The following is a 22377-nucleotide window of genomic DNA, read 5'->3' on the forward strand; positions in this document are numbered from 1 at the left end:
GGACCCGTGTTGCTGCCCGGCCGGCTCCACCCCACCAATTCCCCACGACACCCGAAGGGATGAATCCGCGTGCCCCTACGGCTCTGGTTCGACCTGGCCACGGTGCTGCACCTGGCCGAAACCGCGATCAACACCCGCCACCGGCTCGACATCGACGGCAACGTCGTGACCCACACACCGCCCGCGCTGCACCTCATGCGCGACTGCGGCGGAGACCTCGACGACCGCCTCTACATTGCCGGGAACTTCCACCCAAACCTGTCCGCGGACGACATCAACGCGGAGCCGTTCCGCAGCACGTACCGCGGTCGCCACTACGGCCACGGCATCACCTGGGCCGAGTGGCTCGGCAGCCCACCGCGCCACTGCCGGCCGATACAGGCGCAGATCGCCCTCCTCGACGATGCCAGGCTGCTCGACCTGCTCCGCGCCGGCCACGCCGCCGGCTTTGACATGTTCGCCATCGACGCCGACCCCGACGCCGACAGCCTGCGGCCCGCCATCGCGCGACGCCGACGCCGCGCACGGCGGTCCCGCCAGGCGCCCCGGGCTGGGGCATCCCACCACGCCCGGCCCGCGCAAGGGCCGCCCTATACCTCTTCCAGGGGAGTGGATCAGCTTTGATCGTCGACAAGAGCTTCGACGCGGACGAGTTGAGCCGCTACATCCTCACGCGCGTCCATCACGTCGACGGGCAGGTGCTGCGGGCGCGGACCCGCCGCGACCACGCTGTCTACCAGCGTGCCGCCGTCGTGGAGGTTCTGACCCCGAACCTGACCTGGACCACCCTGGCCATCGAGCCCCGCGCCACCTGGTACCCGAACTAACCCGAGTACGCCGACGACGAGGGCCCCTCACCGACGTGGCCGACCGGCTCCTCGCCCACGCCCGCACCATTCTCGCCGGGCTTCCCAGCCCCGGCTGCTGACCACCTCCGGCCGCCGACGGAAACCGGCCCGCCGGACTCTCGCACCACCGCACTCGCACGACCTGGCCGTTGCCCGGCCGACCCGCGCACACCGCGCAGCCCCGGGCACGGCCGTACGGCCGTGCCCGGGTTCCCCCCCGTAGAAGGGAACCCCCCATGGACTCGAACCCCGCCCTGGCCGCCCGCACCACGGGCGCCGGACTCCGCCGGCTGACCATCGCCGTGATCGGCGGCAGCCTGACCGGCCCCGTCACCGCCCTGCTGTTGCTGCGGGCCGGCTTCGACGTCACGGTCTACGAGGCCACACCGGCGTCCGCCCCGCTGGGCGGCGGGCTCATCGGCCTGGAACACACCGCCCTCGACGTGCTCGACCGCCTCGACATCCCCCAGCGCGAGTTCATCGCCTACGACTCCGAGACGATCCGGCAGGTCGCGATCCGCGACCGCCAGCCGGAACAGACCGTCCTGCGCACCTACCCCGGCCGGAACACCACCTGGACCCTGCTGCACCGCGCGTTGGCCGCCCGGGTCCCGGCGGGCGTCCTGCGCAAAGGAACGCGGGTCACCGGCCTGACCGAGGATGCCGGCCGGCCCGTCCTGCGGTTCACCGACGGGAACACCGAGACGGCCGACCTGGTCGTGTTCGCCGACGGCCGATCCTCGATCGGCCGCCGCCTCCTCGACCCGGCCCGCAAACTGCACTACGCCGGCTACGTCGCCCACCGCGGGATCGCCACCAGCACCCCACAGCCCGACCTGCGGGACTTCGTCCGGCTGGAGCCCTGCCCCGGCGCACAGTTCAACATCGCGCCGGTGCCCGGCGGCTGCGACTGGACGTTCTACCTCGGCTGCACCGCCGCCGAGTACGAGCAGCGTTTCGGCGCGACACCCACCCGCCGGGTCTTCGCCCTGCCGCGGCACATCACCCCGGCCGCTCGTACCCACGTCGACGAGCACGCCGACTACCTGCTTCCGTCCGACCACGCGGCGGTCGTGCGGGCCACCACCACCCGTATGGCCGTGCCGGTGCTGGACATCGACCCGCCCACTCGCATGGTGTGGCCCGTCGGCGACGGGCACGCTGTCCTGCTCGGCGACGCTCTCGCCCCGGTCCGCCCACACACGGCCCGGGGCGCCAACAACGGCATCGAACAGGCCGCCGGCCTGGCCGTCGCGCTCACCCAGCACTACCGGTGGGGCGCCGACCTGCCCACCGCCCTGAACGGGTGGCAGCGCCGGCACCTGCCCACCGCGGTCGCCGCCGTACGGCAGGGGCCCGTCATCGGCGACAAGCTCGGCCTCGGCGCCCGATAGCCCGCCGTCTCCTGTGGCCAGAGCCCCACCCAACGGCGAGCGCCTTGGCCGGAAACCCCCACGTCCCACCGCCCCCGCCGCCGTACCGGCCGGGGCTCTTTTGCATCCCAGATCGAAAGGACACGGCCCGATGGCCACCAGAACCACCAGCGTCGTCTACGACGACTTCGACGGATCCACCGACGACATTGGGACCTACCGGTTCGCTTTCAACGGCGTGCTGTACGAGATCGACCTGTCCCGCCCCAACTTCGACCGGATGGCCGCAGCCTTCCAGCCCTTCATCACCGCCGCCCGCCGCCTGCCGAAGTCGACGGTGAGAAAGCAGACCGGGCACGACACCAACACCGATCGCCGTGCCCTCAACGCCCGCATCCGGCAGTGGTGGGCCACGCACTGGCAGAAGCACAACCTGCCCGAGCCCAGGACCCGAGGGGCGATCCCTCCGGCCGTCCGTGACGCCTACAACAGCGCCCACTAGCCCTGCGCAGCGCGTACGCAGCTCCAACAGCCAGGGCGCATAACGACCGCCCTGGCTGTCGCGGCCCGGTACGCGCGAGTCCACCCAAACGACTTGATCGCGCCCCGATTCGAAGCGTGCATGAGTGCACGCCTCGTCCTCACCCATTGGTAGCAGGAAGAAACGGAACCCGTCGCATGACCGACAGCACCAAGAAAACATCCACCCTGGAGCGGGTGCTGACCGCGCTCGCCGAGCTCGGTCCGGCCACCGCCGCAAACATCGGCAAGTCCATCGGCGTCGCCTACCCCACGACCACCCCCAAACTGCGAGAGCTGGAAAACGCGGGCCACGCCGAGCGGATTCGCACCGAGCAGCGCACGACGCTGTGGCAATTGACCGACACCGGTAAGGCGGCAGCCGCGTCGGTCGCAGCCGGCAGCACCAGCATGCAGACGCCATCCGCTGCCTCAACGGATGACGACGACCAGGCCGGGGGCGAGTCACAGCGGCGAGCCAACCTTCGCCCGGAGGCCGAACCGGAACTCGGCGCGGGAGTACCTGCCGAGGACCAGGTACCTGGTAAACCGCCAGCCGACCAACAGACCCGCGACTCCGCAGCGGAGACCGACCAGGCCGGCCCAACGCCAGCGGAAGCGGCAGGACCAGTCGGGACGGCCGAGCAGGTCGCCGCACCGCAGGCCGAGCCCGACCCGGATCCGATGCCCGAGCTGGAGACCGCACCAGCGCCGGAGACAGATCCAGGGGCATCACGCGGCGGGGCTACGCAGGATCAGCCGACCGGTGAACCGCGCGCCGACGACCGTATCGGCGAATCGGAGACCGAACCGACGGAGGACATCGAACACCAGGGATCTGGAGCCAGCACACAGGAGCGCGACGGCCGTCGGAAGCCGGCCCAGCCCCGACGCCGCAAGGGGGAACTCCGCGACGAGGTGCTGGCGCTGCTGCAACGCAACCCGGACACCGCCTACAAGGTCGGGGAGATCTGCAAGCTGATCAACCAGGCCCACGACGGCGCCCAGGTCAACCAGGCCAGCGCGGGGGCAGTGGCCAACGCCCTGGACAAGCTCGTCATCGCCGGCAACGTCACGCGACTCGACACCAAGGTCGCGACCTACCAGGCCGATTAGCGGCGCCCTCACCCCTGGCAGCCCGGGGGCGGGCGTTTGACGTTGGCGCGCTCACGCCCGTCCCCGGTGCTCCTTCACACACAAGGAGCGACAACAGTGTCTCAGACAACGAACTCCCTCCTCACCGCCGCTGGCGGGCTCCTCGCCGGGCTGACCATCGCCGGCCTGTGGGCACTGCGCCTGTGGACCCTGCTGACCCGCGCCCGGCTCCGGCTGCGAAAGCTGGACCGCGTCGTCCTGAACGCGCACGAACTGGTCGAAACTCTGCGAGCCGAACGCGACAGGTACCACCGACAGGCGACCGAGGACGACACCACCCGCCTGCCCAACCGCCGCGCCGCGATCGAGCGGCTGACGCACGCACTCAAGACCCACAGCGAGGTCGGCGTCATCGTCCTCGACCTCGTCGGGTTCAAGCTGATCAACGACCGACTCGGGCACCGAGCCGGCAACATTCTGCTGTCCCAGGTCGCCGAACGTCTCCGCCGCCTGGGGCAGTCCGACATCGTCGCAGCCCGACTCTCCGGCGACGAGTTCACCCTCATCGTGCAGGGCGATCTCGACAGAACGATCTCGGTGGCTAGCCGGGCGTGGCGGCACATCAGCCAGGTTCCGTTCGCCCTCGACGGCAGGCAGATCGACATCGTCGCCAGCGTCGGCTACACGACCACCGACCAGGCCGGTCACGATCCCGAATCCCTGCTGCACCTGGCCGACATCGCCATGTACTGGGCCAAGGCCAACGGCGGCGTCGTGCACGGCTACGCCGAGCACATGGGCGACGTCCCCAGCGACGGTCGCCCCCGCGACTGGCCGCCGCCCTACGAGGGCTGACACCGCCATGGCCGGGCCCGGCTCGCAAGGCAACAGCCACCTGCACCGGGCCCGACCTTCCCCGGCCCACGCGCCCGCCGCGCGCTCGGCCGCCGCGTCAACTCCCCTTGCGCGCCGGCGTAGGCGGATTCCACCATCCCACACCCCATTTTGGAGTAATCCGTGACAGACATCATCGTCGTCCTGCGGCATCTCGCCCGCCTCGACAGTGCCGCACTCGACATGGAGCAAATCGGCGTCACCACCGCGCAGAACACGACCGACGTCTGTGACTTCGTCACCGCGGGTTGCGCTCTCGTCGCCGCCAACGTTCAGGAGGAACTGCTCGTCGAGGCCGCGCAGGTGCTCTGGAACGTCTACGACGGGGCAAACGGCCCCGAACTCGTCACCGCCGGTGAGCGTGTGCGGGCTGTCGGGCTCGCGCTCACCCGGGTGCGGGAGGAACGAGAAAAGGCACTCGTGCGGTTCCACGAGGCGTGCGCCGTCCTCCGGCACAACGGCGCGCTCATCGAACCGGTTTCGAAGCCGGCAACCCCGCAGGGCGGTCTCCGCTGATGGGACACATGCTGCTCGCCGTCCTCGTGCCGGCAACCGCGACCGTCGACACCGTCGACGCTGACCTGGACCGGATCATCGAGCCACAACTGGAGACACTCGGCATCGATGACTACCGCCTCGGCGGCGGCTTCACCGGCGCCCGGGACCCGGAATACGACCCGACCCGCGACCCGGCCAACCATGAGCCCTTGCCCGCGGTGCCACGGCACGCTGCGCGACCCGGACGGCAACACCTGTCACGGCTGCACGGACGCGGTCAGCCAAGGCCCGCAGCACCGGGACGATCCTTAAGCTGACGTACGTCTGTGCCCGGCACACCGGCGATCTGGTCCCGCCAGCCCGGCTTCTGGATCCCGGCTGGCGGTTCCCGCCGCACCGCACCCCACACGCGTGGGCGAACCCAGCCGGCGTGCGCTGGCTCGGCACCGATACCCCTACCACACCGACACCGACATCCCGCCTCGGCTCCGCCGGGTCTTCGCCAGCCTGCGCGCCGGACGCCGCGACGTGGACGGTTCGGGCCGACGCATCTCCGTCGACCCGGCCGAATGGCTCGTCGCCGTCGTGGACGCCCACCACCGATCCGCAGCCGGACTCACTCATCGGCCTGCTCTCCGACGCCTCCGCCATCGGCTACCGCTGGCCACGCCTGGCCGCCACCACCGACGGTGCGCGTCGCCCATGCCCGCCACCAACCACTGACCCACCCGTCACCGCCGTCCGCGCCCTTCCTGCTCGGGAGCGGGGCCGGCACCTGTCTTCCTCGGGAGATCGACATGCCCACCTTCGACAGCGATCCGCAACCAGCGGCTCTGGAATCGGTCCTGCGTGACGCCTGGGACGCCTTCCACCCCGGCCAGCCCGCCCCGCTGGGCTGGCTCACCCACACCGCCACCCGCGTCCACGACTACCTCGGCACCCACCAACCCGCACCAACTCCGCCCGCCGCCCCGCCTCCCACCGTCAACGAACAGGTGGCACGGCTGCGCCGACAGGTGTGGCGCGCCGTTCGCGACGCCGTCGGCGATGACGACATCGACCCCGATGCCGCCAACAGGCTCCTCAACCTCCTCGACCTGCCCGGCCTGCCACGCCACTGGCAGGTCCGACTCACCATCCCGTTGACGATCACCGTCACCGCCACCGACCCCGACGACGCGTTCGGCACCGCCGAGTCCGTCATCGACGACGCTCTCGACGCCAGCGGCCACGACAGCCACATCGACTGGACCGCCTCCGGCCGCGACGACGCAACCCCCGACGACCTCGATTCCACCGCCGACGATCCGCCCGGCCTGCGATGACCTGACGCCGATGTCCGCGCGGCCAGCCATGCCCCGCGCGGTCGTCGCCATACCCCGCGCCCATCCAGCGATTCACGAGGAGACACCGCCCGTGGGAACCCCCTGTTACGTCGGCGCCGCCGACCCCGCCCGGCCGACCATCGTCCGCGCCCGCTACGTCCACTCCGACGGCAACCCCTCATCGGTCATCCCGCAGCTGCGCGGCATCTGGGCCACCACCACCGGACGTGACACGAACGCCCTCATCGATGCCGTCCTCGCCCACGACTGGGACCACCTCGGACCCGACCTCGCCCCGGACCCGCGGCCGGTTCCCGGCCAGCACCACGTCGTGGGGGTCGGCATGACGCTCGACGACACCGATCCGGAGCCGCTCACCGTCTTCCCGCTCAGCCGCGCCGTCGACCTCGTCGCCTCGTGGATCTACGTGATCAACCCCGTCGACGACACGGTCACCGTGCACAGCGGCGACGGCGAGCCGGTCGGCGTCCACCACCTCGGCTGACCGCGAACCAGGAAGGAACCCGCCATGCCCGGCTTCGCCGCGCTGCCCTACCGAACCCGTCACCCCGGTCCCGACGGCAGGGGGCCGGGATGACGCTCCGATCCCTGGTATCACTCGCCGTGGCGCTCATCGCCGTGTTCATCCTCTGCGCCGGTGGTCTCGGCGGCATCGTCGGTGGCGGCACCGCCGCCGCCGGCTGTGTCACCGTGGCCACCTCGCCCGGTCCCTCGTCACCCGCCACCGTGGCGCCGATCGCCGGACCGACCCTGTGGCCAGCCATGGGTGACTGGGACAGCGGCCAGGTCGGCAACGCCGCCGCGATCGTCACCACCGGCGCCCGTCTAGGGGTACCCGGACGCGGGTGGGTGATCGCGGTCGCCACCGCTATGCAGGAAAGCACCCTGAGGAACCTGCCGGGTGGCGACCGCGACTCCGTCGGCCTGTTCCAGCAGCGTCCCAGCCAAGGATGGGGCACCCCCGCCCAGCTCCGCGACCCCGTCTACGCGTCGGAGAAGTTCTTCGGCACGTTGGTCACGATCGACGGCTGGCAGACGATGCCGCTGGCCGAGGCGGCGCAGGCCGTGCAGATCTCCGCCTACCCCGACGCGTACGCGAAGTGGGAGGGGCCAGCCGCCGAACTGGTCGCCGCGATCGCCGCCACCGCCGGCCTACCCACCGACGGGCTGGCCGGCTGCGGAGCCGTCGGCCCGTGGACCCAACCGGTGCTCGCCCCGGTCGGATCCGCCTTCCGCAGCTCGGACCGGCCGGGCCACGACGGCGTCGACCTCAGCGCCCCACGCGGCACGGTCATCCGCGCGGCGTCGGCCGGCACCGTGCGCACCGTGCGCTGCAACGCGGTCTACGCCAGCACCGGCGCCGGGTGGGGCTGTCACCGCGACGGCCACCCCACCCTGACCCGCGGGTGCGGCTGGTACGTCGACATCGACCACGCCGGGGGCCTGCTCACCCGCTACTGCCACATGGACCGGCCGCCGACCGTCAGCGTCGGGCAGCAGGTCGCCGTCGGCCAACCCATCGGCGTCGTCGGCTCCACCGGCAACAGCTCCGGCCCGCACCTGCACTACGAGGTACACCACAACGGCGACGCCAGCGCGAACGGGGCCATCGACCCCGTGCCGTTCATGGCCGCGCAAGGCGCCCCGCTCGGCGTGCCTCCCACCTGAAATCCGTCACCCACCCCAGCGGCGGTGGCGGAATCCACACCGCAATCAACCCACCCATGAGCGCCAGCCTCGACAAAGGGAGAGAGTCAGTGCCTGACCACACCACCCCACCGACCCGCGGCCAGCACCCCGCCGATCCCACGGTCGGCGGCCATCTCGCCGCCACCCACATCATGATCGGCGACATCGGAATCTTCGCCGGGGACTGGACCGCCTACGACCACCACGGCCGGACCCGCCACCCAGTCGGCTTCGTCGGACGCCTCGACGCCCAACGTGGATACGACGGCCAGTACGCCGTGTTCTCCTGCGAACGCGACGTCGCCGAAGCGATCGTCGCCGACCAGGAACGCCTGCGCGATGAGACCCGCCGGCGGCTGCACGGCGACGGTCTGCGCGGGCCGGCTCTCGACGCCGAACTCGACCTTGTGTGCGCGCCGCTGTACTTCGACGGCGACGACATCATCCTGGACGAACGGCGCGTCCACGGCGACGCCGACGGGATCTCCCGGATCTGCCCCGACGCCGACGGCCGGTACACGATCTGCGGCTGGGTGTGGGATTGGCGCGCCGTCGACCCCGCCGACTGCGCCCGCATCGCCGGCACACCACCCACCCCGGCCCAGCAACCCGCCCGTATCCCGCTGCGGCACAGCCCGCTGCACGCGCCCCACGACCGGCTCACCGTCACCAGCCTCGACGAACTCCCCACCGACCGTGGGGTCGCGTTCACCGCCACACTCCGTCTCGACGGCACCCGGATCGGCGTCATCCACAACGAGGGCCGCGGCGGCGGGACCTGGCTCAGCTACCACGATCCCGCCCGGTTCAGCCGGCGTGACCTGGATGAGTACGTGCGTGGATGCCGCTACCGGCGCCAGCCCACCGACGAGGAGACCGTCCTCGACCGTCTGGTCACCGAATACGACCTCACCCGCCAGATCGCCGCCCTGCCAGCCGGCGCATTCCTGGCCAGGTCGGTCGACGACGACGGCGACTCCTGCGGCGACTTCGTCGTCTTCACCGGCCTCGACCGGCCCCAGCAGCCCGCCGCGTGGACCAGCCTGGCTACCTACCTGGCCACCGTCGAGGCCACCTTCAGCACCCACTGGCAGGTGTGGCTGGACGGCGCCTGGCACCGGGTGCCCGACCCAACTGACACGGCCGGGCCCGACACGCGTTGACGCCACCCGCCACACCTACCCAGCGTCGCCATCGCCCGCCACGCGCGCGCTCATCACCACCGCACAGCATCAGCCGCACGACCGCCCCGGTGGCCGGGACCGGCCGCCGGCGGACCCCGCTCACCCGAACAACCTCCGCTGACCACACCACCACCCGTGCCCGGCCGGCACCTGCCCGGCCGGGCCTTTCCCCGACCCGAACAGCAGAAAGGGCACCCCCGTGATCGACACCCGACTCGCCGCCAAGTACTGCCGCGAACGGATCAACCCCCAGCACTTGGCCGAGGCACTACTCGCCGACCCCGGCACGCCGACGCTCGCCACGGAACTGCGTACCGCGCTCACCGCCCTGGAGATGACCGAAGGCTTCATCGCCGGACTCATCACACCGCTGGACCGCAGCCTGCGCGACGTCGAGCAGGTCCTCGCCGCCGGACGCCACGACCAGATTCCCCTCATCGAGAACACCGGCGTCCTCCACGCACGAGGACCCCGCCTCGACGCGCTGCTCGCCCGCCGCGCCGCGCAGATCGACCACCTGCGCTCCCTCACCCGGCTTTGGGCAGCCGAGCACCCCGACACGACCCCCCAGTAGAAGCAGACACGCCTCTCGCCCATCCTGACCCCGCCATCCGTACCCCGCACCGCACGCCGGCCCTCACCGCAGCTCCCCAACGCCTGGGCACACCTTCGGCGACGGCCGGCCCGGCCATGGTGGCGTCACCCTGCCCCGCCCGCTGGCCGGGTACCTGGGCGGCGGACCCGCACGCCGCCGTGCTGTCCCCGCTCGAGGTCGCCGCCGCGGCCCTCCGCCTTGCACCACCTGCCGTCGTAGTCCCGACGGCCTCAACCGGCTCGTTCCACCTGACACGATCGCCCCGGCCCGGGCACCTGCTGCCGCCGGCCGTGCGCCGGTCCGTGTCAGCAGGAGCCGCCCCGGCCGGGGCTTTCGCGTCCGAACCGCGCGCCACCGACGCGCAGAAGGACCCGACATGATCCCGAACCCAGAATCCACCGCACCTGCCGCACGGCGCACGGCGCACGGGGCGGTGACTGCCTCATGGACGACACGTTCCTGCGGCGCGCCGCAGGCGCCGCCGGCTACCGCCTGGCGAACGACCGGCTGACCGAGGCCGCGATCGAGCAGCCCGAGCACGTCGCGAACTGGTGTAGGTTCCGCAGAAGCTTTACCGGGCGCGTGCCGACGACGGTCGCGGTGACCGACGCCACCTATGATCCATACCAGCACACCATGGCACTACTTCACTCGGGCGACGGTATCGCCCAACCGACGTCGGGGCGTTCGAGGATGAGGAGCACGGTAGCGTAAACTTGCCGCACCTTGGTAAGAAACATGCGGAAATGGTCGATATCCGCAGAACCTTCCTCGGGTGCGTGCAGCAACGCGAATAGGAGCAGCCTCATCACGTGTAGCTGATACGTGGTGGGCGCATGGTAGTTCACCCGATCGTTGGTCCCCGGCCGACCGGACCAGTCAGCCATTGCCTCCCACATGGCATGATCGAGAGTCACTGCCGTCATGGTCCGCTCGATCCTGCGGCATGGCCGTTCCAAGACATCCAGTGCGTTCCTGTGATTGGATTCGGTCAATGTCAGCAGCTCATCGACCTCGGTGAGGGTATGCCAGGCATGGCGGACCAGGTACGCGAGCCGATCGAGAGGCGTAGACCCGTCTAGATCGCCGCTGACCTGCTCCGGAGGCCGATGCGGCTTAACGGCCTGCCTCGCCATCCACGATACAAACGCTTCGTCTCTCAGCTGCTCCAGACGCCCATCTGGGAGCCCGTCACTGTAGGCGTTGTGGGCCGCTCTCCTACCGGTTCCTTCACTACGACCGATCATCTCCCACGTCAGGCCGCGCGCTCGAGCCTCGGCAACAAGATCCTTTCGAATGACACCCATGATTTTTTCCAGATCGCGCGCCGCACGGATGTAGCGCAGCACTGGGTCCACATCGGATGACTCAAGGCCGGACGGATTCGCCTCGCCCAACGTCCTGACCAGTTGGCCAATGGCGCGCCGCGCTTCGAACACCGCGATATCGGGGGAAAACGGCCACGCGTCGGAAGTGCACGGGGTTCCCCTCCAGGCAGGGTTCTGCCATTCGTCCAGGATACTCACGCGCGCCACCATAGAGGGGTTTGCATCCGGGCCGTCAAGGTCTTCTTGTCCACCCGTCGTGGACAAGCCGCAGTGGGCCAGCAGCCGTGCGAGGTGCTCCCATAGGCGGCATGGCAAGCAGTCTCCTGAGCCTCGCGCTGGCCGCACTGGCCACCACGACCGTGCTCACCCGAGTGATGGCGCCCGTGGCTCGGGAAGTCCGCAACTGTCTCCTCCTGTGGCTCGCACTGCGCGGCACCAGGCCCGACCAGCGTCCTTGCATCATCAAGGCCCTTCCACCGTTAGAGCCGCCGCCTCTGCCAGCCAAATCCGGTCCACGCGTCGCCAAGCCCTCGGACACCGAGCAGCGGAGGCGGTCGGTCGCTTGATCCGGCGCACGCTCATAGCCGCGGATAACGCTTGCACGCGTGAGAACAACGCGGATGCGATCACCGAGAGTGCCGGCGTGCCGGGGAAACGCATTCATAACGCCGGTGGGTGCCAGTTGCGAACGTCCTGGTGAGGCCACCGAACTCCGTCACTGCCACACCTGCCACTACACCCGAACGTCACAGCACCCAACCACTGCTGCCACGCAACCCTGGACGACCGAGCCGCCATCCGCTGACCGGCAACCCTGGACGCCCAGGTCACCGCGCTGCCGTTGACAGGGCAACGACGGAACCTACAACTGGATCGCCGCCGCCGCCCGCTACACCGCCACAAGCAGGATTCAGCGCCTGCTGACCGACGCCGCACAGCAGCTACGCGACCGGCTCACCGGCCGGCCGCCTACGCAGTTCCGCGCCGCCGCCGGAGCGCTCGCCGCCGTGTGCGACCTGCTCGCCGACATCGACGAGGACCTCGACGATGCCCTACGTGACCTCGGCCGGCACGCCCTCGATTTTGCGCACCTCGGCCGGCCGCCGCTGATCGACGACCCGGCGGCCACCGCACTACCCGCCGCGCTGGCCGGACGGCAGGAAGCCGTCGGCGGTGACGAACCGGCGGCTCGGGCGCAGCACGTCACTGGCGGCAACCCGTTGCCGCCGGGCCGCCGCCGGCCCCGCCGCCCACGGCGGTAACGCACCACGGCGCCGACCGACGGCGCACCCCTGTCTCACCAACGGCCACCCGGCCCGCGTCCCGCGCGACGCCCGGGTGGCCTTTCGCATGTAAGGAGCCAAACGACGATGACGCGTCGACTCTGGTGGCGGGTGGAGGAGATCCTCCCGCTGGCCGAACACGCCGCCGCCACCCCCCGGCAGCGCAAGACCCGCGACGAGGTCGAACGCATGGCCGACCACCTGCACGGGCTGTCGATCGGCGACATGCCCGGTGAACACCCCGTCCTGCGTCTCGGTGCCGGCTTCGTCAGCGTGCAGTGGGAAGCGGACACCGGCGAGGACAGCAGCCGGTGGATCGAGGAGGACCGGGTACCGGCCGACGCCGACGACCACTACGCCGTCGGCGCCTACCAGTGGCGCTGGACGCCCGCGACCATGGTCGAGGAGCAGCCGTGACCGCCCGCCGTAGCCAGCGACGGCCAGGCACTCCCAACCCCGCCGACGACAGGGCGTTCCACCGTGCGTTGCAACGGCAGGTCGACGCCTTGGCTGCCACGGTCACGCTCAAAGACCCTCCCGACGGACTCAGCGTCACGGCCGAGCGTGAGTGGCGGGAACAGGTGGCCGCCGCCTGGCTCTACCTGTCCTGCGTCGCCGTCTGGGCCGAGGACCACCAGCTCGTCGAGCCGCTGCTGCGCAGCGCACCGCCCGGGATCGTGCGCAACGCCGCGAGCGCGCCGTTGTGGCTCGGCCGCGCTTTCGAAGCCCTCACCCGGCACCCTTGCACCCAGTGGCTGCTGCACCCGGAGTACAACCCGATGCTGTGGGCCGGCGCTCCCAGCGCCGCCGCCTGCGACGACCTGATCAGGTGGTGGGCCACCCAGGCGCCGTCGCTGGCCTGGCCCGACCAGGACGGCTATCCGCCGTCGATCAGTGGCTGGGTCATCGGCGACCTGCTGCAGATCCTGTCCCCGCAGCGGCGGGCGCGTCACGCCCTGGTGCAGACACCGCACTACGTCGCCGACTTCATCCTCGATCGCACCCTCCGCCCAGCCGCCGACACCTTCCGCGAAGAGCCCGTGCTGCGGCTGATCGACCCGACCGTCGGCACCGGCCACTACCTGGTCCGGGCGGTCGACTACCTCTGGCAGTGGTACACCGCCGGCCGAATGGACGCCCGATCGGTTGAGCAACCGCCGATCACCGGCGGGCACACTCTCCCGCCCGGCGAGGCGATCCGGCGGATCCTCGCCGGAGTCGACGGCGTCGACATCGACCCGCTGACCGTGGCGGTCGCCCGGCTTCGAATGACCGTCTACCTCGGACATCTGCTTGCCGACGCTGGGCTGCTCCCGCGTCCGCTGCGCCTGGCCGCCGTTCCCGCCTGGGTCACCCCACGGATCGCGGTCGGCGACTCGCTGCTCATCGGCAAGATCAGCCGCGCCGAGTACGGCCGGCTGCACCCACACCTGGTGGACCTGCCCGGCGCCGCCTTTCCGCTGCCCGGCTTCACGTGGACGGCCGACGAGGCGGCGACCACGGCGCCCCCTCGACGCGGCCGCCGGAGCTGAGCGGCCTCACGCCGGACGACCCAAGCGACTTGATCAACACCGGTCGCTCGCGTGTGGTTCGTCCCGCCGGTCCGAGCCAGGGCCACCTGCGCCATCCCGTCCATGGCTCGGATCGCCATTGCGTTCGAGCCGCACCTACCCGCAAGGAGGACAACTGTGCTGCACCCTGCCACCCGCGCCGCGATACCCGCGGTGTTGACCGGCGTCGAGTCAGCCGCCGACCAGTACGGCTGGGACCAGCCCCCGGTCGTGTTCGGCCTGTTCGACCGCGCCGACCTCGCCACCGATGCCGGCTCCGGCTTTGGGGCGCTTGAGGTCGACCCGAGCCTGGCCGCCCCGGACCTGTGGACCGCGTCCGACCCGGCCCGGCCCGGCGAGTCGCTGCCCGTACCGGTCGTACTCCGGCGCTTCGCCCGGCAGCTCGCCACACCGCACGCCCGAGTCTGGCTGCGGGACTGGCTGGCCCGCGACCGCCGCGCACTCGTCGGCTTCGGCCTGCTGTTCGAGGGCTGGGCTGGACCGGTGACCCCCGGCTACCGGCGCGGTGATCTCGCCAAGGCCCCCGCGGTGCTGCGCCGCGAGGTCCGCATCGCCGCCGCCGTCGACACCGACCTGGGGCTGCACCGCGTCGCGCGGGTACGCCATGGCCAACCGTCGGCCGCGCAGAGCTGGCCCGAATTGCCGCGGTGGGGCCAGCGGCGCGGCGTCGTCGTCGGGCTGCGCGCCCTTACCGAGCTGGCCAAACGCGTCTAGCGCGCCCGCCACGCAGTGCGCCCATCACTGGTGATGAACGGCCCGCTCACCCAGGCATTGGGTGGGCGGGCCCCGCACCCCGCGCCCAGCTCAGCGCCGCCGCCCGCACCGCCGTGAAACACCCGCCCACGAATACCACCGGCTGACCGGCTTCGGCGCCCCGCCGAAGCATTCGATCGACCAGTAAGGAGCAGCATCCGATGCACACCGGGGACCCACGTGTGGCCCGCTACGCCGACCACATCATGACCGAGATCGACGGCGACATCACCGAGGGAGCGGTGCCACCCGGTATCGGCAGCTTCGTCGACCTGCACTGCTACCTCGACGCGAACGGCTACCTCGACGCCGCCGGCCTGCCCCACTACAGCAGCCAGGCTGACCTCGACCTCGCCAACGCCGTCACGGACGAGGTCAGCCGGCGGCTACGAACGCCCGGCCGCCCGTTCTGTACCTACGGCCGCTGCACGTTCAGCGCTCACGACCACACCACCAGCGCGGGTCCGGATGGGCAGCACCTGGACCGCGAGGTCCCGCTGTGCTGCGCCCACTGCGGCCACCCCGCGCACTACGACACCCGCCTGCAGGACTACCGGCACGACGACCCCGCCGTGCCCGACTGCTTCCTCATCCGCAGAGACACCCACGGGCACACCGAGACTTCGGCCGGTCCGCAAGCCGCGTGCGGGAACGCGGAGCCCGCCGACGCCCCTGGACGACTTGATCTTTCCGCAGAGTCGAGCGTCGATCGGTGCGGTCACCATCGCCCGGCCCGAACGGCGAGGAGGACGGCTCCCAGGCCACGTGCCGAGACGGCCGAGGGGTGGTGACCACCCGCCCGATCCCGGTCGCCGAAAGGACCCGCCCTCATGCTGCCCACCACCCCCGCTCCCGAGCCCGTGACCGTGACCGTGACCGACCCGATGCTCTGGCGCATGGCCGTCCGGGTCACCGCCGATCACCAGCCCCACCCGCGCCATCCCGGCCGCTGCGCCAACCTGCGCTGCGTTCACGAGGCCTACCCCTGCCCGCCACTGCGCGACGCGCAGCGGGCGCAGCAGGCCGCGACCCGCCCGCACCGGTTCGCGCCGGGACGCGCCCGCGTCACCGCCGTCGCTGCCGCCGCGCAGAGGTTCGTCGGCTGGTTCCGGCCCGCGCGCCCCGTTCCGCCGGCGCCGGTACCGCTGCCCCGCCGGCAGCCCATGGCCACCCTCGGCCTCGCGGCCTGACGTCCCGAACAGACCAGCGACCGGGGTCGGTTCCGCCGCCGGTTCGACAACCCCATGGAGGCGCCTTGAGCTTCTACCAAGAGACAACCCTTGCCGGCTACGCCCGCGCCGCCGTCCACCTCAAGTCACGGATGGTCGACTACAGCCGTACCCGCTTCGCCCAGCAGTACCTGAAGGCCTACCTCGACGCCGCGTTCGAGGAGACCGTCGCGACGACAACGCCGAAGGTGCTCGCGGCCGTCGACAAGCTCGCCCACCAGCCGTGGCAACTCGGCGATCCCTACGTGCTGGCCCCCGAGATGACCGCGATCGTGGCCGCCGCCGCCGAGGCACTCGACCTGACCGGCGACCTCATCCCCGACGACATCGCCCCCAGCGACAGCGGCGTCCTCTTCCTGCCCGAACCGATCTACCACCGTGGAACACACGGCCAGGTCGCATCGATAGGCGCGGTCACCTGGGCCAAGATGCACAACATCGGCACCGGAAGCACCGACTGGTGGATCACCGGCTGGGCCGACCGTAACGACCCGCTCGACCCCAGCGCCGCCCGCCTCCGAGCCCAGTACGAACAGGACGCCCAACTCGCGGCGGACTTCGGCCCGTACGTGCTGGCCTCATCGGCCCGGATTCCCGTGGGCAGGTCGGTCGAAGCCCGTTGCGACCTCACTGCGGTCGACGATGACGACATCGAGTGGGAACCAGCCCCCGACGGGCGGTTCTGCATCGACGAGTCGACCGTCCGGGTCAACGCGGTCGCCGCCATCGCCTACGCGTTCTGGGCCATCCAGGCCCAACCCCTCGCCACCGTATCCGCCCCACCGCTCGACCGCGCCGCCCGCCGCCGCGCCCAACGAGACAAGGTCGTCCACCTGACCCGCGTTGTCATGCTGCGCCGACGCAAACCCGTCACCGACCGCAACACCGGTGAAGCGAAATGGCACTACCGGGTCCGGTTCTTTGTCAAAGGTCACTGGCGTCACCTCTCCGATGCTGACGGCCGGCGGTATCGCATCTGGGTCCACAAACACATCAAGGGGCCAGACGGCGCCCCGCTGCTTCTTGGTGACGCCGTCTCCATCCTCGCCCGCTAAACAAGAAAGGAAACAAGATGCCACCCCTCGAGGAGTTCCTCCAAAACCAACAACGTCTCATCAACGAATTCGGCTGGGCAGTGACCGCCGTACTACCCGATCTCGGGGAGAGCGGCTCCACGTTCGCCTACACCGTCGGCCTGACCGAGCATGATTTCCCTGAGTTGGTCATCGCCGGCCTCGACCCGCTCATCGCCCAGGCATTGCTGAACGACATGGCCGGACGCGTCTACTCCCGGGCCGAGCGGTTCACCCACGGCCAACGCGTCGCCGACCTGCTCGTCGGCTACGACGCGATCATCGTCGAGGGGCCCGCCACCGACGCGCTGCTTCCCGGTGCGGCCCACGCCCGGTACGGCAAGGATCGCGTGCGCCTGCAGCAGATCGTGTGGCCGGACCCGCGCTCCCGGTTCCCGTGGGACGACGGCTACGAATACCCCGCTCACGTACAACCGCTGCTGGGACGCCCGTAACCCGATGAGCGGCATCACGGGAGCCATCAACGACCTGGCGCTGGAAGTTGGCGCGACCGTCAACTGGACCGCGTTGCACAACAATCTGCTATCCCCGGCCGTGACCGCGCTCATCAGCGCCGCCGCGACCGTCGAGTTCAACACCGGCCTGATACAGAAGCATCAGCAAGACCTCAATCACATGCTTGACGCGGCGAAAGTCAACGGCGGCGTCCCCGAGGACCTACTGCTCGTCGCCGGCGCACTGGCGGACATGTCCCTGACCCTCCTCGACGAGCGACAAGCAGCCGTCGATCGAGTACGGACGCTCGTCATTCCGCTCGCCGAACTCGGGGTGCTGGAAACGCCCGTGTGACGGGCGGGGCGCGAAACGGCACCGCTCTCTAACGGCGACGCCGTCGCTGTCCTCGCCGCGTTCACTACGAACCCGGGTGTCGCTGTGGGAGACAGCGACGCGATTCGCCTGGCCCCACGCCCCGCGCATGGGGCTTTGTTGTGCCCAAGAATCGACACAGGAGCGTTACTTTCCATGCCCAGTCACACCTTCGGCAAGGATGACCTTGTCGTCATCAGCCCGGTTTTCGCTCGCCCTGGCGAGGAGAACGTCGTGTATCGCGTGGTCGAGGTTCACCGAGTGAACCTCGACGCCGCTCCCGTCAGCGGCGGGCGTCCCATCCGGGCACCCAAGGACATGTTTGAGCCCACGCCGGAGACCACCGCCGCTGCCGAACAGCCGGACGGCACGCATCCGGCCCCAGCCAACCCGGTCACCCTGTGGGCCGGCAGTGTCGTCACGGTCGCCGGGCCACGGTGGACAGGGCAGGCTGGCCAGCTCTACGTCGTCCTGCGGACGAGCGGCGACAAGGTCTCCCTGGTCAAGCTCGGCGGCGACAACGGCCGCTACTGGCGTGGTGTCCACCGAAGCTTCTGCACCCTCGTCGACCCGAGCCTCATCACCATGTCCCCGGCAACTCAGTAGCCGGGCGCCGGCGCGTCAACCTCGGTGGCTAATCCGCGCCGCCGGCCCGCCGGTCTGCCGCCAGCCCACCGGTAGGCGACAGCGCACTCCGGCAGCCCGCTGCCGAGGTTTTCAGGTCAATCCAGCTCCAATCATTCGCATGCGGCGCCCCGAAGGCTGGCCCACCCACCACTGGGCGGGCTCGCCTTCGTGGGCGCCGCTGCCTCTTCGCTGGGAGAAATCCATGCCTCCGTCGAAAAGCCCTCTCGTCCGGGTGGCCGCTCAGTTCGGCTACGACCTCGACGAAACCTCGCTCCTCACCGACCCGGGCGTCCCCGCGACCGACACACAGGCCGCCCGGCTGTGCGCGGTCCTGATCGAACAGGCCAGCTACATCAACGACCCCGGCCTGCGCTACACCATCAGCCAGGACCCGGACTACGTGCACGGCATCGTCGCGGACGCTGCTACCGCGATCGAGCGCGCCTACCGGGCCGTCGCCGTGCTCCTGTCCACCGCGGTCAGCACCGGTGCCGCGCGGCTGCTCACCCCAGGCGGCAGTCGCGCCGCGGTCGCGTCGCCCTGGCGTCCCGGCGTGGTCCGAATCGCCGGCGCCCACGGCGGGCCCTACCCCTGCCAGATCTGGCAGGCGGGCTGGAACGGCTGGGCCCGGCCCCGCTTCACCCGTGACATCGTCGCCCGGCTGATGGCCGACCTGGACGAGGACTGGCACCGCAGCGGGCAGCACCCCGACTCCCTCGCCGGACAGCTGCTCGAGGACGGCAACGTGCTCCTGTTCCACGACGAGGGCGTCCAGGAGGTCATCCACCCGGACGACGACGACATGTTCGCCGTTGGCGCCGGTACGTGGACGTGGGAGGAGTGGCCGGAGTAGAACCCGGCCCGCCACCCGGCCCGGCGCGCCCCGGGCCGTACTGGCCCGCCTGGGCGAGGCCCGGTACCGCGGGCCGGCACGGCCAAGGCGCGAGCCGAGCCCTAAAGCAATTCCTCTACCCCAGAAAGGAGGCGAGATGCTCAGAATCCTCGCTGTATCCGTCCGAGGGCATCGGTATCTGGAGGGAAACCCGAGCGTTCACCCCATCAGTGAGGTATCCGCCGGTACAGGGACCCTGTTCCCTAGCCTCACCGCAGCGCAACACCACGTGCAGCGCGAGTACCGCACCCTGTCGGTGTTCTGGCGCGTCGAGATCATCGACGAGCGTGGTCAGATCGTATCGCGCGGCACGCGTGACGGCCTCAACGGCACCGGCAACCGCTGGGGTGTGGCAGACCACGTAAAGCCGTGACCGGCGCACCCACGCCACCCGATCCCGGCTCCGCTCGACGTCCGGACACTCCGGCGAGCGGCACCAGCTCCACCCGTTCCCGCGGCGTCATCCGTAGCTGACCGACGCCCCGCTTTCGGCACCGCCACCGGTTGTCCGCCCCGCCTCGTGACGGCGGTTCGGCGCGGCACCAACCCCAATTCCCGACCGGGAGGTGGCCACGCCGGAGGCGTGGCCACCTCCTGTCCCTTTTCTCAGGAGGAACAACGGATGGACTCTCCACCCACACCAGCGCACCACAGCCCCGACCGCGACTTGATCAGCGAGAGCGGCAACGGTAGTCGTGTCTGCGCCGCACCGATCGACGGCGTCAGGGGACCGGCGATGACGACACCGACAGCGGGTGCGCCCGCCACACCTGCCGGCGCGGCCGGGATCAACGCGGTCAGCGGGCTGCCGAGGCTACGCGCCGGCGAGCTGCAGAACCAGGTCCTCGCGGTCCTGGCCAGCGCCGGCGTCGCCCTGGACGTCGGCGACATCGCCGGGGTCCTCGCCGGACGGTCCTCTGGCGCGATCGGTCAGGCGTGTGACCGGCTCGTCGCGCGCGGCCACGTCGAACTCCTGCCAAGCTCGCCCAAGCAGTACCGCATCACCTTGGCCGGGCTGACGGAGCACCGGGCGAACCCGACGCCGATACCGCCCGCACCGCAAAGCACCACCGCTCGACCCGCGTCCCCGGCCCGGCCGGCCGCCCCAGCCCCACGCCCGGCGGCATCCACCAACCCCACACAGCCGGCGGCTGCGATTCCGCGGCCCGCGGCACCGGCGGCGCCCGCGCCGAAGAAGCCGACCACGGGGCCGGTGCGGCGCCCGAACGGGCAGCTGTACTACCCGCGGCTGCTGGCCAAGCGCCCCGACGTCGACGTACTGCGAGACCTCCGCGACGCCGACGTGCCCGTGCTGCTGTACGGGCCGCCCGGCACCGGCAAGACCTCGCTGATCGAGGCCGCGTTCGGCACCGACCTGTACACGGTGCCCGGCGACGGCGACACCACGGTCGGCGACATCGTCGGGGACTACGTGCCCACCGACAGCGGCGGCTACGAGTTCGTGCCGGGCCCGCTGCCCCGGGCGATGGAAGCCGGCGGGGTGCTGTTCATTGACGACGCCACCCTGATCCAGCCGAAGGTCCTCGCCGTGGTCTACCCGGCCATGGACGGCCGACGGCAGATCATTCTCAAGGCCGCCGCCGGCCGGGTCGTCACCGCCGCCCCCGGCTTCTACGTCGTCGCCGGCCACAACCCCGGCGTGCACGGCGCCGTGTTGACCGAGGCCCTCTCCTCGCGGTTCTCCACCCAGGTCAAGGTCTCCTCCGACTACGACCTGGCCGCCGCGCTCGGCGTCGACTCCCGGATGGTCCGCGCCGCCCGCAACCTCGCCACCCAGTACGACAGCGGCGAGATCGGCTGGGCCCCGCAGCTGCGCGAACTGCTCGCCTTCAAACGGATCACCGACGTCTGGGGTTGACCCGGTTTGACGGACAGGGTCGGTAAGTTGATCTCACGCTACCTTGCTGGCTGGCCTGCGGGAATAGGCCGTCGCCTCATACTCGGCCGGACTCATGTAGTCCAAGGTGGAATGGCGGCGGCGGGTGTTGTACCACCCCTCGATCCACTCGAAGATCGCCGCACGGGCGGCGGCCCGGGTCGGCCACGCCCTCCGGTCGAGCAGTTCGGTCTTGATCGTGGCGAAGAACGACTCCGCGACGGCGTTGTCCCAGCACTGACCCCGCCCACCGACCGACAACCGCACCCCGTTGCGGTCGGCGAGCCGGGCGTACTGCGCACTCGTGTACTGGCAACCCCTGTCGCTGTGGAAGATCACCGGCCCGGTCGGGCGTCGGACGGCGATCGCGTTGGACAATGCCTGAGCGGGCAGATCGGTCCGTAGGTGGTCGGCGGTAGCCCAGCCCACCACCCGGCGTGACGCGATGTCGATGACGGTGGCGAGGTACAGCCAGCCCTCCCACGTGTGGATGTAGGTGATGTCGCCGCACCAGCGGGTGTCGACCCGGCCGGCGGCGACGTCGAAGTCCCGACGGATCAGGTCCGCCGACAACGCCGCACCCGGGTCGGGCACGGTCGTGGTCCGCCACCGCTTCGGCATCCGACCACACAACCCGGCGTCCCGCATCAGCCGGGCGACCCGCTTGCCGGAGTGCCGCCGCCCCTGGGCGGCGAGTTCGGCCCGGACCCGGGGCGCGCCGTAGGTGCCGGCCGAGTCGGCGTGGATATCCGCGATGCGGGCGGTCAGGTCGACGTCGTCGCGTTCCCGCCGCGACGGCCCGGCACGGTGCTGGTAGTAGGCGGACCGGGAGACCTCCAGCAGCTCACAGGAACG

Annotated in this window: 28 protein-coding genes; 26 read left to right on the forward strand and 2 right to left on the reverse strand. The window is 70.8% G+C overall.

Annotated elements, in window-relative coordinates:
• Positions 1–102 precede the first annotated feature (102 nt).
• From ACFHVL_RS12890 to ACFHVL_RS12950, 13 genes are all read left to right on the forward strand, one after another.
• Positions 103–624, forward strand: coding sequence for a hypothetical protein (locus ACFHVL_RS12890; RefSeq protein WP_416627879.1), 522 nt, complete (start codon positions 103–105; stop codon positions 622–624).
• The gene (locus tag ACFHVL_RS12895) at positions 621–827 is read left to right on the forward strand and encodes a hypothetical protein (protein WP_416627880.1); all 207 of its coding nucleotides are present in this window, start codon (positions 621–623) and stop codon (positions 825–827) included. Before ACFHVL_RS12890 ends, ACFHVL_RS12895 begins: the two co-directional genes overlap by 4 nt.
• Positions 828–1084: 257 nt before the next feature.
• Positions 1085–2242, forward strand: a complete 1158-nt coding sequence (locus ACFHVL_RS12900) for an FAD-dependent monooxygenase (RefSeq protein ID WP_416627881.1) — start codon at positions 1085–1087, stop codon at positions 2240–2242.
• Positions 2243–2372: 130 nt separating this feature from the next.
• On the forward strand, positions 2373–2723 hold the full coding sequence (locus ACFHVL_RS12905) for a histone-like nucleoid-structuring protein Lsr2 (RefSeq protein ID WP_416627882.1): 351 nt from the start codon (positions 2373–2375) through the stop codon (positions 2721–2723).
• Positions 2724–2899: 176 nt separating this feature from the next.
• A complete protein-coding gene (locus ACFHVL_RS12910) occupies positions 2900–3856 on the forward strand; it encodes a hypothetical protein (protein WP_416627883.1) in 957 nt (318 codons plus the stop codon).
• 96 nt (positions 3857–3952) lie between these two features.
• Positions 3953–4690, forward strand: a complete 738-nt coding sequence (locus tag ACFHVL_RS12915) for a diguanylate cyclase domain-containing protein (RefSeq protein WP_416627884.1) — start codon at positions 3953–3955, stop codon at positions 4688–4690.
• A 162-nt stretch (positions 4691–4852) separates the two neighbouring features.
• Positions 4853–5245, forward strand: coding sequence for a hypothetical protein (locus tag ACFHVL_RS12920; protein ID WP_148083813.1), 393 nt, complete (start codon positions 4853–4855; stop codon positions 5243–5245).
• On the forward strand, positions 5245–5544 hold the full coding sequence (locus ACFHVL_RS12925) for a hypothetical protein (protein WP_416627885.1): 300 nt from the start codon (positions 5245–5247) through the stop codon (positions 5542–5544). The genes ACFHVL_RS12920 and ACFHVL_RS12925 overlap by 1 nt, the downstream gene beginning before the upstream one ends.
• Positions 5545–6024: 480 nt before the next feature.
• The gene (locus ACFHVL_RS12930; RefSeq protein ID WP_416627886.1) at positions 6025–6552 is read left to right on the forward strand and encodes a hypothetical protein; all 528 of its coding nucleotides are present in this window, start codon (positions 6025–6027) and stop codon (positions 6550–6552) included.
• Between the two features lie 91 nt (positions 6553–6643).
• Positions 6644–7057, forward strand: a complete 414-nt coding sequence (locus tag ACFHVL_RS12935; RefSeq protein WP_416627887.1) for a hypothetical protein — start codon at positions 6644–6646, stop codon at positions 7055–7057.
• An 89-nt stretch (positions 7058–7146) separates the two neighbouring features.
• On the forward strand, positions 7147–8241 hold the full coding sequence (locus tag ACFHVL_RS12940) for a M23 family metallopeptidase (protein ID WP_416627888.1): 1095 nt from the start codon (positions 7147–7149) through the stop codon (positions 8239–8241).
• A gap of 89 nt (positions 8242–8330) precedes the next feature.
• Positions 8331–9425 carry a hypothetical protein gene (locus tag ACFHVL_RS12945; protein WP_416627889.1) on the forward strand — a complete coding sequence of 365 codons (1095 nt, stop codon included), beginning with the start codon at positions 8331–8333 and terminating at the stop codon, positions 9423–9425.
• A 220-nt stretch (positions 9426–9645) separates the two neighbouring features.
• A complete protein-coding gene (locus ACFHVL_RS12950; protein ID WP_416627890.1) occupies positions 9646–10020 on the forward strand; it encodes a hypothetical protein in 375 nt (124 codons plus the stop codon).
• Positions 10021–10688: 668 nt separating this feature from the next.
• Here the strand turns inward: ACFHVL_RS12950 and ACFHVL_RS12955 are convergent.
• On the reverse strand, positions 10689–11567 hold the full coding sequence (locus ACFHVL_RS12955; protein WP_416627891.1) for a hypothetical protein: 879 nt from the start codon (positions 11565–11567) through the stop codon (positions 10689–10691).
• Between the two features lie 809 nt (positions 11568–12376).
• Between ACFHVL_RS12955 and ACFHVL_RS12960 the strand changes: the two genes are divergently transcribed.
• The 13 genes from ACFHVL_RS12960 (at position 12377) to ACFHVL_RS13020 (ending at position 21504) form a co-directional block, all read left to right on the forward strand.
• The gene (locus ACFHVL_RS12960; RefSeq protein WP_416627892.1) at positions 12377–12631 is read left to right on the forward strand and encodes a hypothetical protein; all 255 of its coding nucleotides are present in this window, start codon (positions 12377–12379) and stop codon (positions 12629–12631) included.
• A 108-nt stretch (positions 12632–12739) separates the two neighbouring features.
• The gene (locus tag ACFHVL_RS12965) at positions 12740–13069 is read left to right on the forward strand and encodes a hypothetical protein (RefSeq protein ID WP_416627893.1); all 330 of its coding nucleotides are present in this window, start codon (positions 12740–12742) and stop codon (positions 13067–13069) included.
• Positions 13066–14184, forward strand: coding sequence for a hypothetical protein (locus ACFHVL_RS12970; RefSeq protein ID WP_416627894.1), 1119 nt, complete (start codon positions 13066–13068; stop codon positions 14182–14184). The genes ACFHVL_RS12965 and ACFHVL_RS12970 overlap by 4 nt, the downstream gene beginning before the upstream one ends.
• 156 nt (positions 14185–14340) lie before the next feature.
• Positions 14341–14937 carry a hypothetical protein gene (locus tag ACFHVL_RS12975; RefSeq protein WP_416627895.1) on the forward strand — a complete coding sequence of 199 codons (597 nt, stop codon included), beginning with the start codon at positions 14341–14343 and terminating at the stop codon, positions 14935–14937.
• Positions 14938–15137: 200 nt separating this feature from the next.
• Complete coding sequence (locus tag ACFHVL_RS12980) at positions 15138–15767, forward strand: hypothetical protein (protein WP_416627896.1); 630 nt, start codon at positions 15138–15140, stop codon at positions 15765–15767.
• Between the two features lie 39 nt (positions 15768–15806).
• Complete coding sequence (locus ACFHVL_RS12985; RefSeq protein ID WP_416627897.1) at positions 15807–16166, forward strand: hypothetical protein; 360 nt, start codon at positions 15807–15809, stop codon at positions 16164–16166.
• A 65-nt stretch (positions 16167–16231) separates the two neighbouring features.
• Positions 16232–17260: a hypothetical protein gene (locus ACFHVL_RS12990; RefSeq protein WP_416627898.1), complete on the forward strand. Its 1029-nt coding sequence runs from the start codon at positions 16232–16234 to the stop codon at positions 17258–17260.
• Positions 17261–17277: 17 nt separating this feature from the next.
• Positions 17278–17733, forward strand: coding sequence for a DUF4262 domain-containing protein (locus ACFHVL_RS12995; protein ID WP_123606916.1), 456 nt, complete (start codon positions 17278–17280; stop codon positions 17731–17733).
• 4 nt (positions 17734–17737) lie between these two features.
• The gene (locus tag ACFHVL_RS13000; protein ID WP_416627899.1) at positions 17738–18088 is read left to right on the forward strand and encodes a hypothetical protein; all 351 of its coding nucleotides are present in this window, start codon (positions 17738–17740) and stop codon (positions 18086–18088) included.
• A 174-nt stretch (positions 18089–18262) separates the two neighbouring features.
• The gene (locus tag ACFHVL_RS13005; protein WP_416627900.1) at positions 18263–18712 is read left to right on the forward strand and encodes a hypothetical protein; all 450 of its coding nucleotides are present in this window, start codon (positions 18263–18265) and stop codon (positions 18710–18712) included.
• Between the two features lie 223 nt (positions 18713–18935).
• Positions 18936–19586 (forward strand): hypothetical protein, encoded by a 651-nt coding sequence (locus ACFHVL_RS13010; protein WP_416627901.1) that lies wholly within the window; start codon positions 18936–18938, stop codon positions 19584–19586.
• A 136-nt stretch (positions 19587–19722) separates the two neighbouring features.
• On the forward strand, positions 19723–19998 hold the full coding sequence (locus tag ACFHVL_RS13015) for a hypothetical protein (RefSeq protein WP_416627902.1): 276 nt from the start codon (positions 19723–19725) through the stop codon (positions 19996–19998).
• A gap of 363 nt (positions 19999–20361) precedes the next feature.
• Entirely contained in the window at positions 20362–21504 is a 1143-nt protein-coding gene (locus ACFHVL_RS13020) for an AAA family ATPase (protein WP_416627903.1), read from the forward strand.
• A gap of 33 nt (positions 21505–21537) precedes the next feature.
• On the opposite strand, the gene ACFHVL_RS13025 is transcribed toward ACFHVL_RS13020, so the two are convergent.
• Positions 21538–22377: IS3 family transposase (locus tag ACFHVL_RS13025; protein WP_416627904.1), on the reverse strand; the 840-nt coding region annotated here is incomplete at its 5' end.

It is taken from the genome of Micromonospora sp. LOL_023 (assembly GCF_048060115.1).
GTDB lineage: Bacteria > Actinomycetota > Actinomycetes > Mycobacteriales > Micromonosporaceae > Micromonospora_E.

What these genes read in the sequence shown, in the direction of transcription:
- ACFHVL_RS12900 (WP_416627881.1), top strand. Translation starts at nt 1,085, where the DNA reads ATGGACTCGAACCCCGCCCTGGCCGCCCGCACCACGGGCGCCGGACTC.
- ACFHVL_RS12905 (WP_416627882.1), top strand. Translation starts at nt 2,373, where the DNA reads ATGGCCACCAGAACCACCAGCGTCGTCTACGACGACTTCGACGGATCC.
- ACFHVL_RS12910 (WP_416627883.1), top strand. Translation starts at nt 2,900, where the DNA reads ATGACCGACAGCACCAAGAAAACATCCACCCTGGAGCGGGTGCTGACC.
- ACFHVL_RS12925 (WP_416627885.1), top strand. Translation starts at nt 5,245, where the DNA reads ATGGGACACATGCTGCTCGCCGTCCTCGTGCCGGCAACCGCGACCGTC.
- ACFHVL_RS12930 (WP_416627886.1), top strand. Translation starts at nt 6,025, where the DNA reads ATGCCCACCTTCGACAGCGATCCGCAACCAGCGGCTCTGGAATCGGTC.
- ACFHVL_RS12940 (WP_416627888.1), top strand. Translation starts at nt 7,147, where the DNA reads ATGACGCTCCGATCCCTGGTATCACTCGCCGTGGCGCTCATCGCCGTG.
- ACFHVL_RS12965 (WP_416627893.1), top strand. Translation starts at nt 12,740, where the DNA reads ATGACGCGTCGACTCTGGTGGCGGGTGGAGGAGATCCTCCCGCTGGCC.
- ACFHVL_RS12980 (WP_416627896.1), top strand. Translation starts at nt 15,138, where the DNA reads ATGCACACCGGGGACCCACGTGTGGCCCGCTACGCCGACCACATCATG.
- ACFHVL_RS12985 (WP_416627897.1), top strand. Translation starts at nt 15,807, where the DNA reads ATGCTGCCCACCACCCCCGCTCCCGAGCCCGTGACCGTGACCGTGACC.
- ACFHVL_RS12995 (WP_123606916.1), top strand. Translation starts at nt 17,278, where the DNA reads ATGCCACCCCTCGAGGAGTTCCTCCAAAACCAACAACGTCTCATCAAC.
- ACFHVL_RS13000 (WP_416627899.1), top strand. Translation starts at nt 17,738, where the DNA reads ATGAGCGGCATCACGGGAGCCATCAACGACCTGGCGCTGGAAGTTGGC.
- ACFHVL_RS13005 (WP_416627900.1), top strand. Translation starts at nt 18,263, where the DNA reads ATGCCCAGTCACACCTTCGGCAAGGATGACCTTGTCGTCATCAGCCCG.
- ACFHVL_RS13010 (WP_416627901.1), top strand. Translation starts at nt 18,936, where the DNA reads ATGCCTCCGTCGAAAAGCCCTCTCGTCCGGGTGGCCGCTCAGTTCGGC.
- ACFHVL_RS13015 (WP_416627902.1), top strand. Translation starts at nt 19,723, where the DNA reads ATGCTCAGAATCCTCGCTGTATCCGTCCGAGGGCATCGGTATCTGGAG.
- ACFHVL_RS13020 (WP_416627903.1), top strand. Translation starts at nt 20,362, where the DNA reads ATGACGACACCGACAGCGGGTGCGCCCGCCACACCTGCCGGCGCGGCC.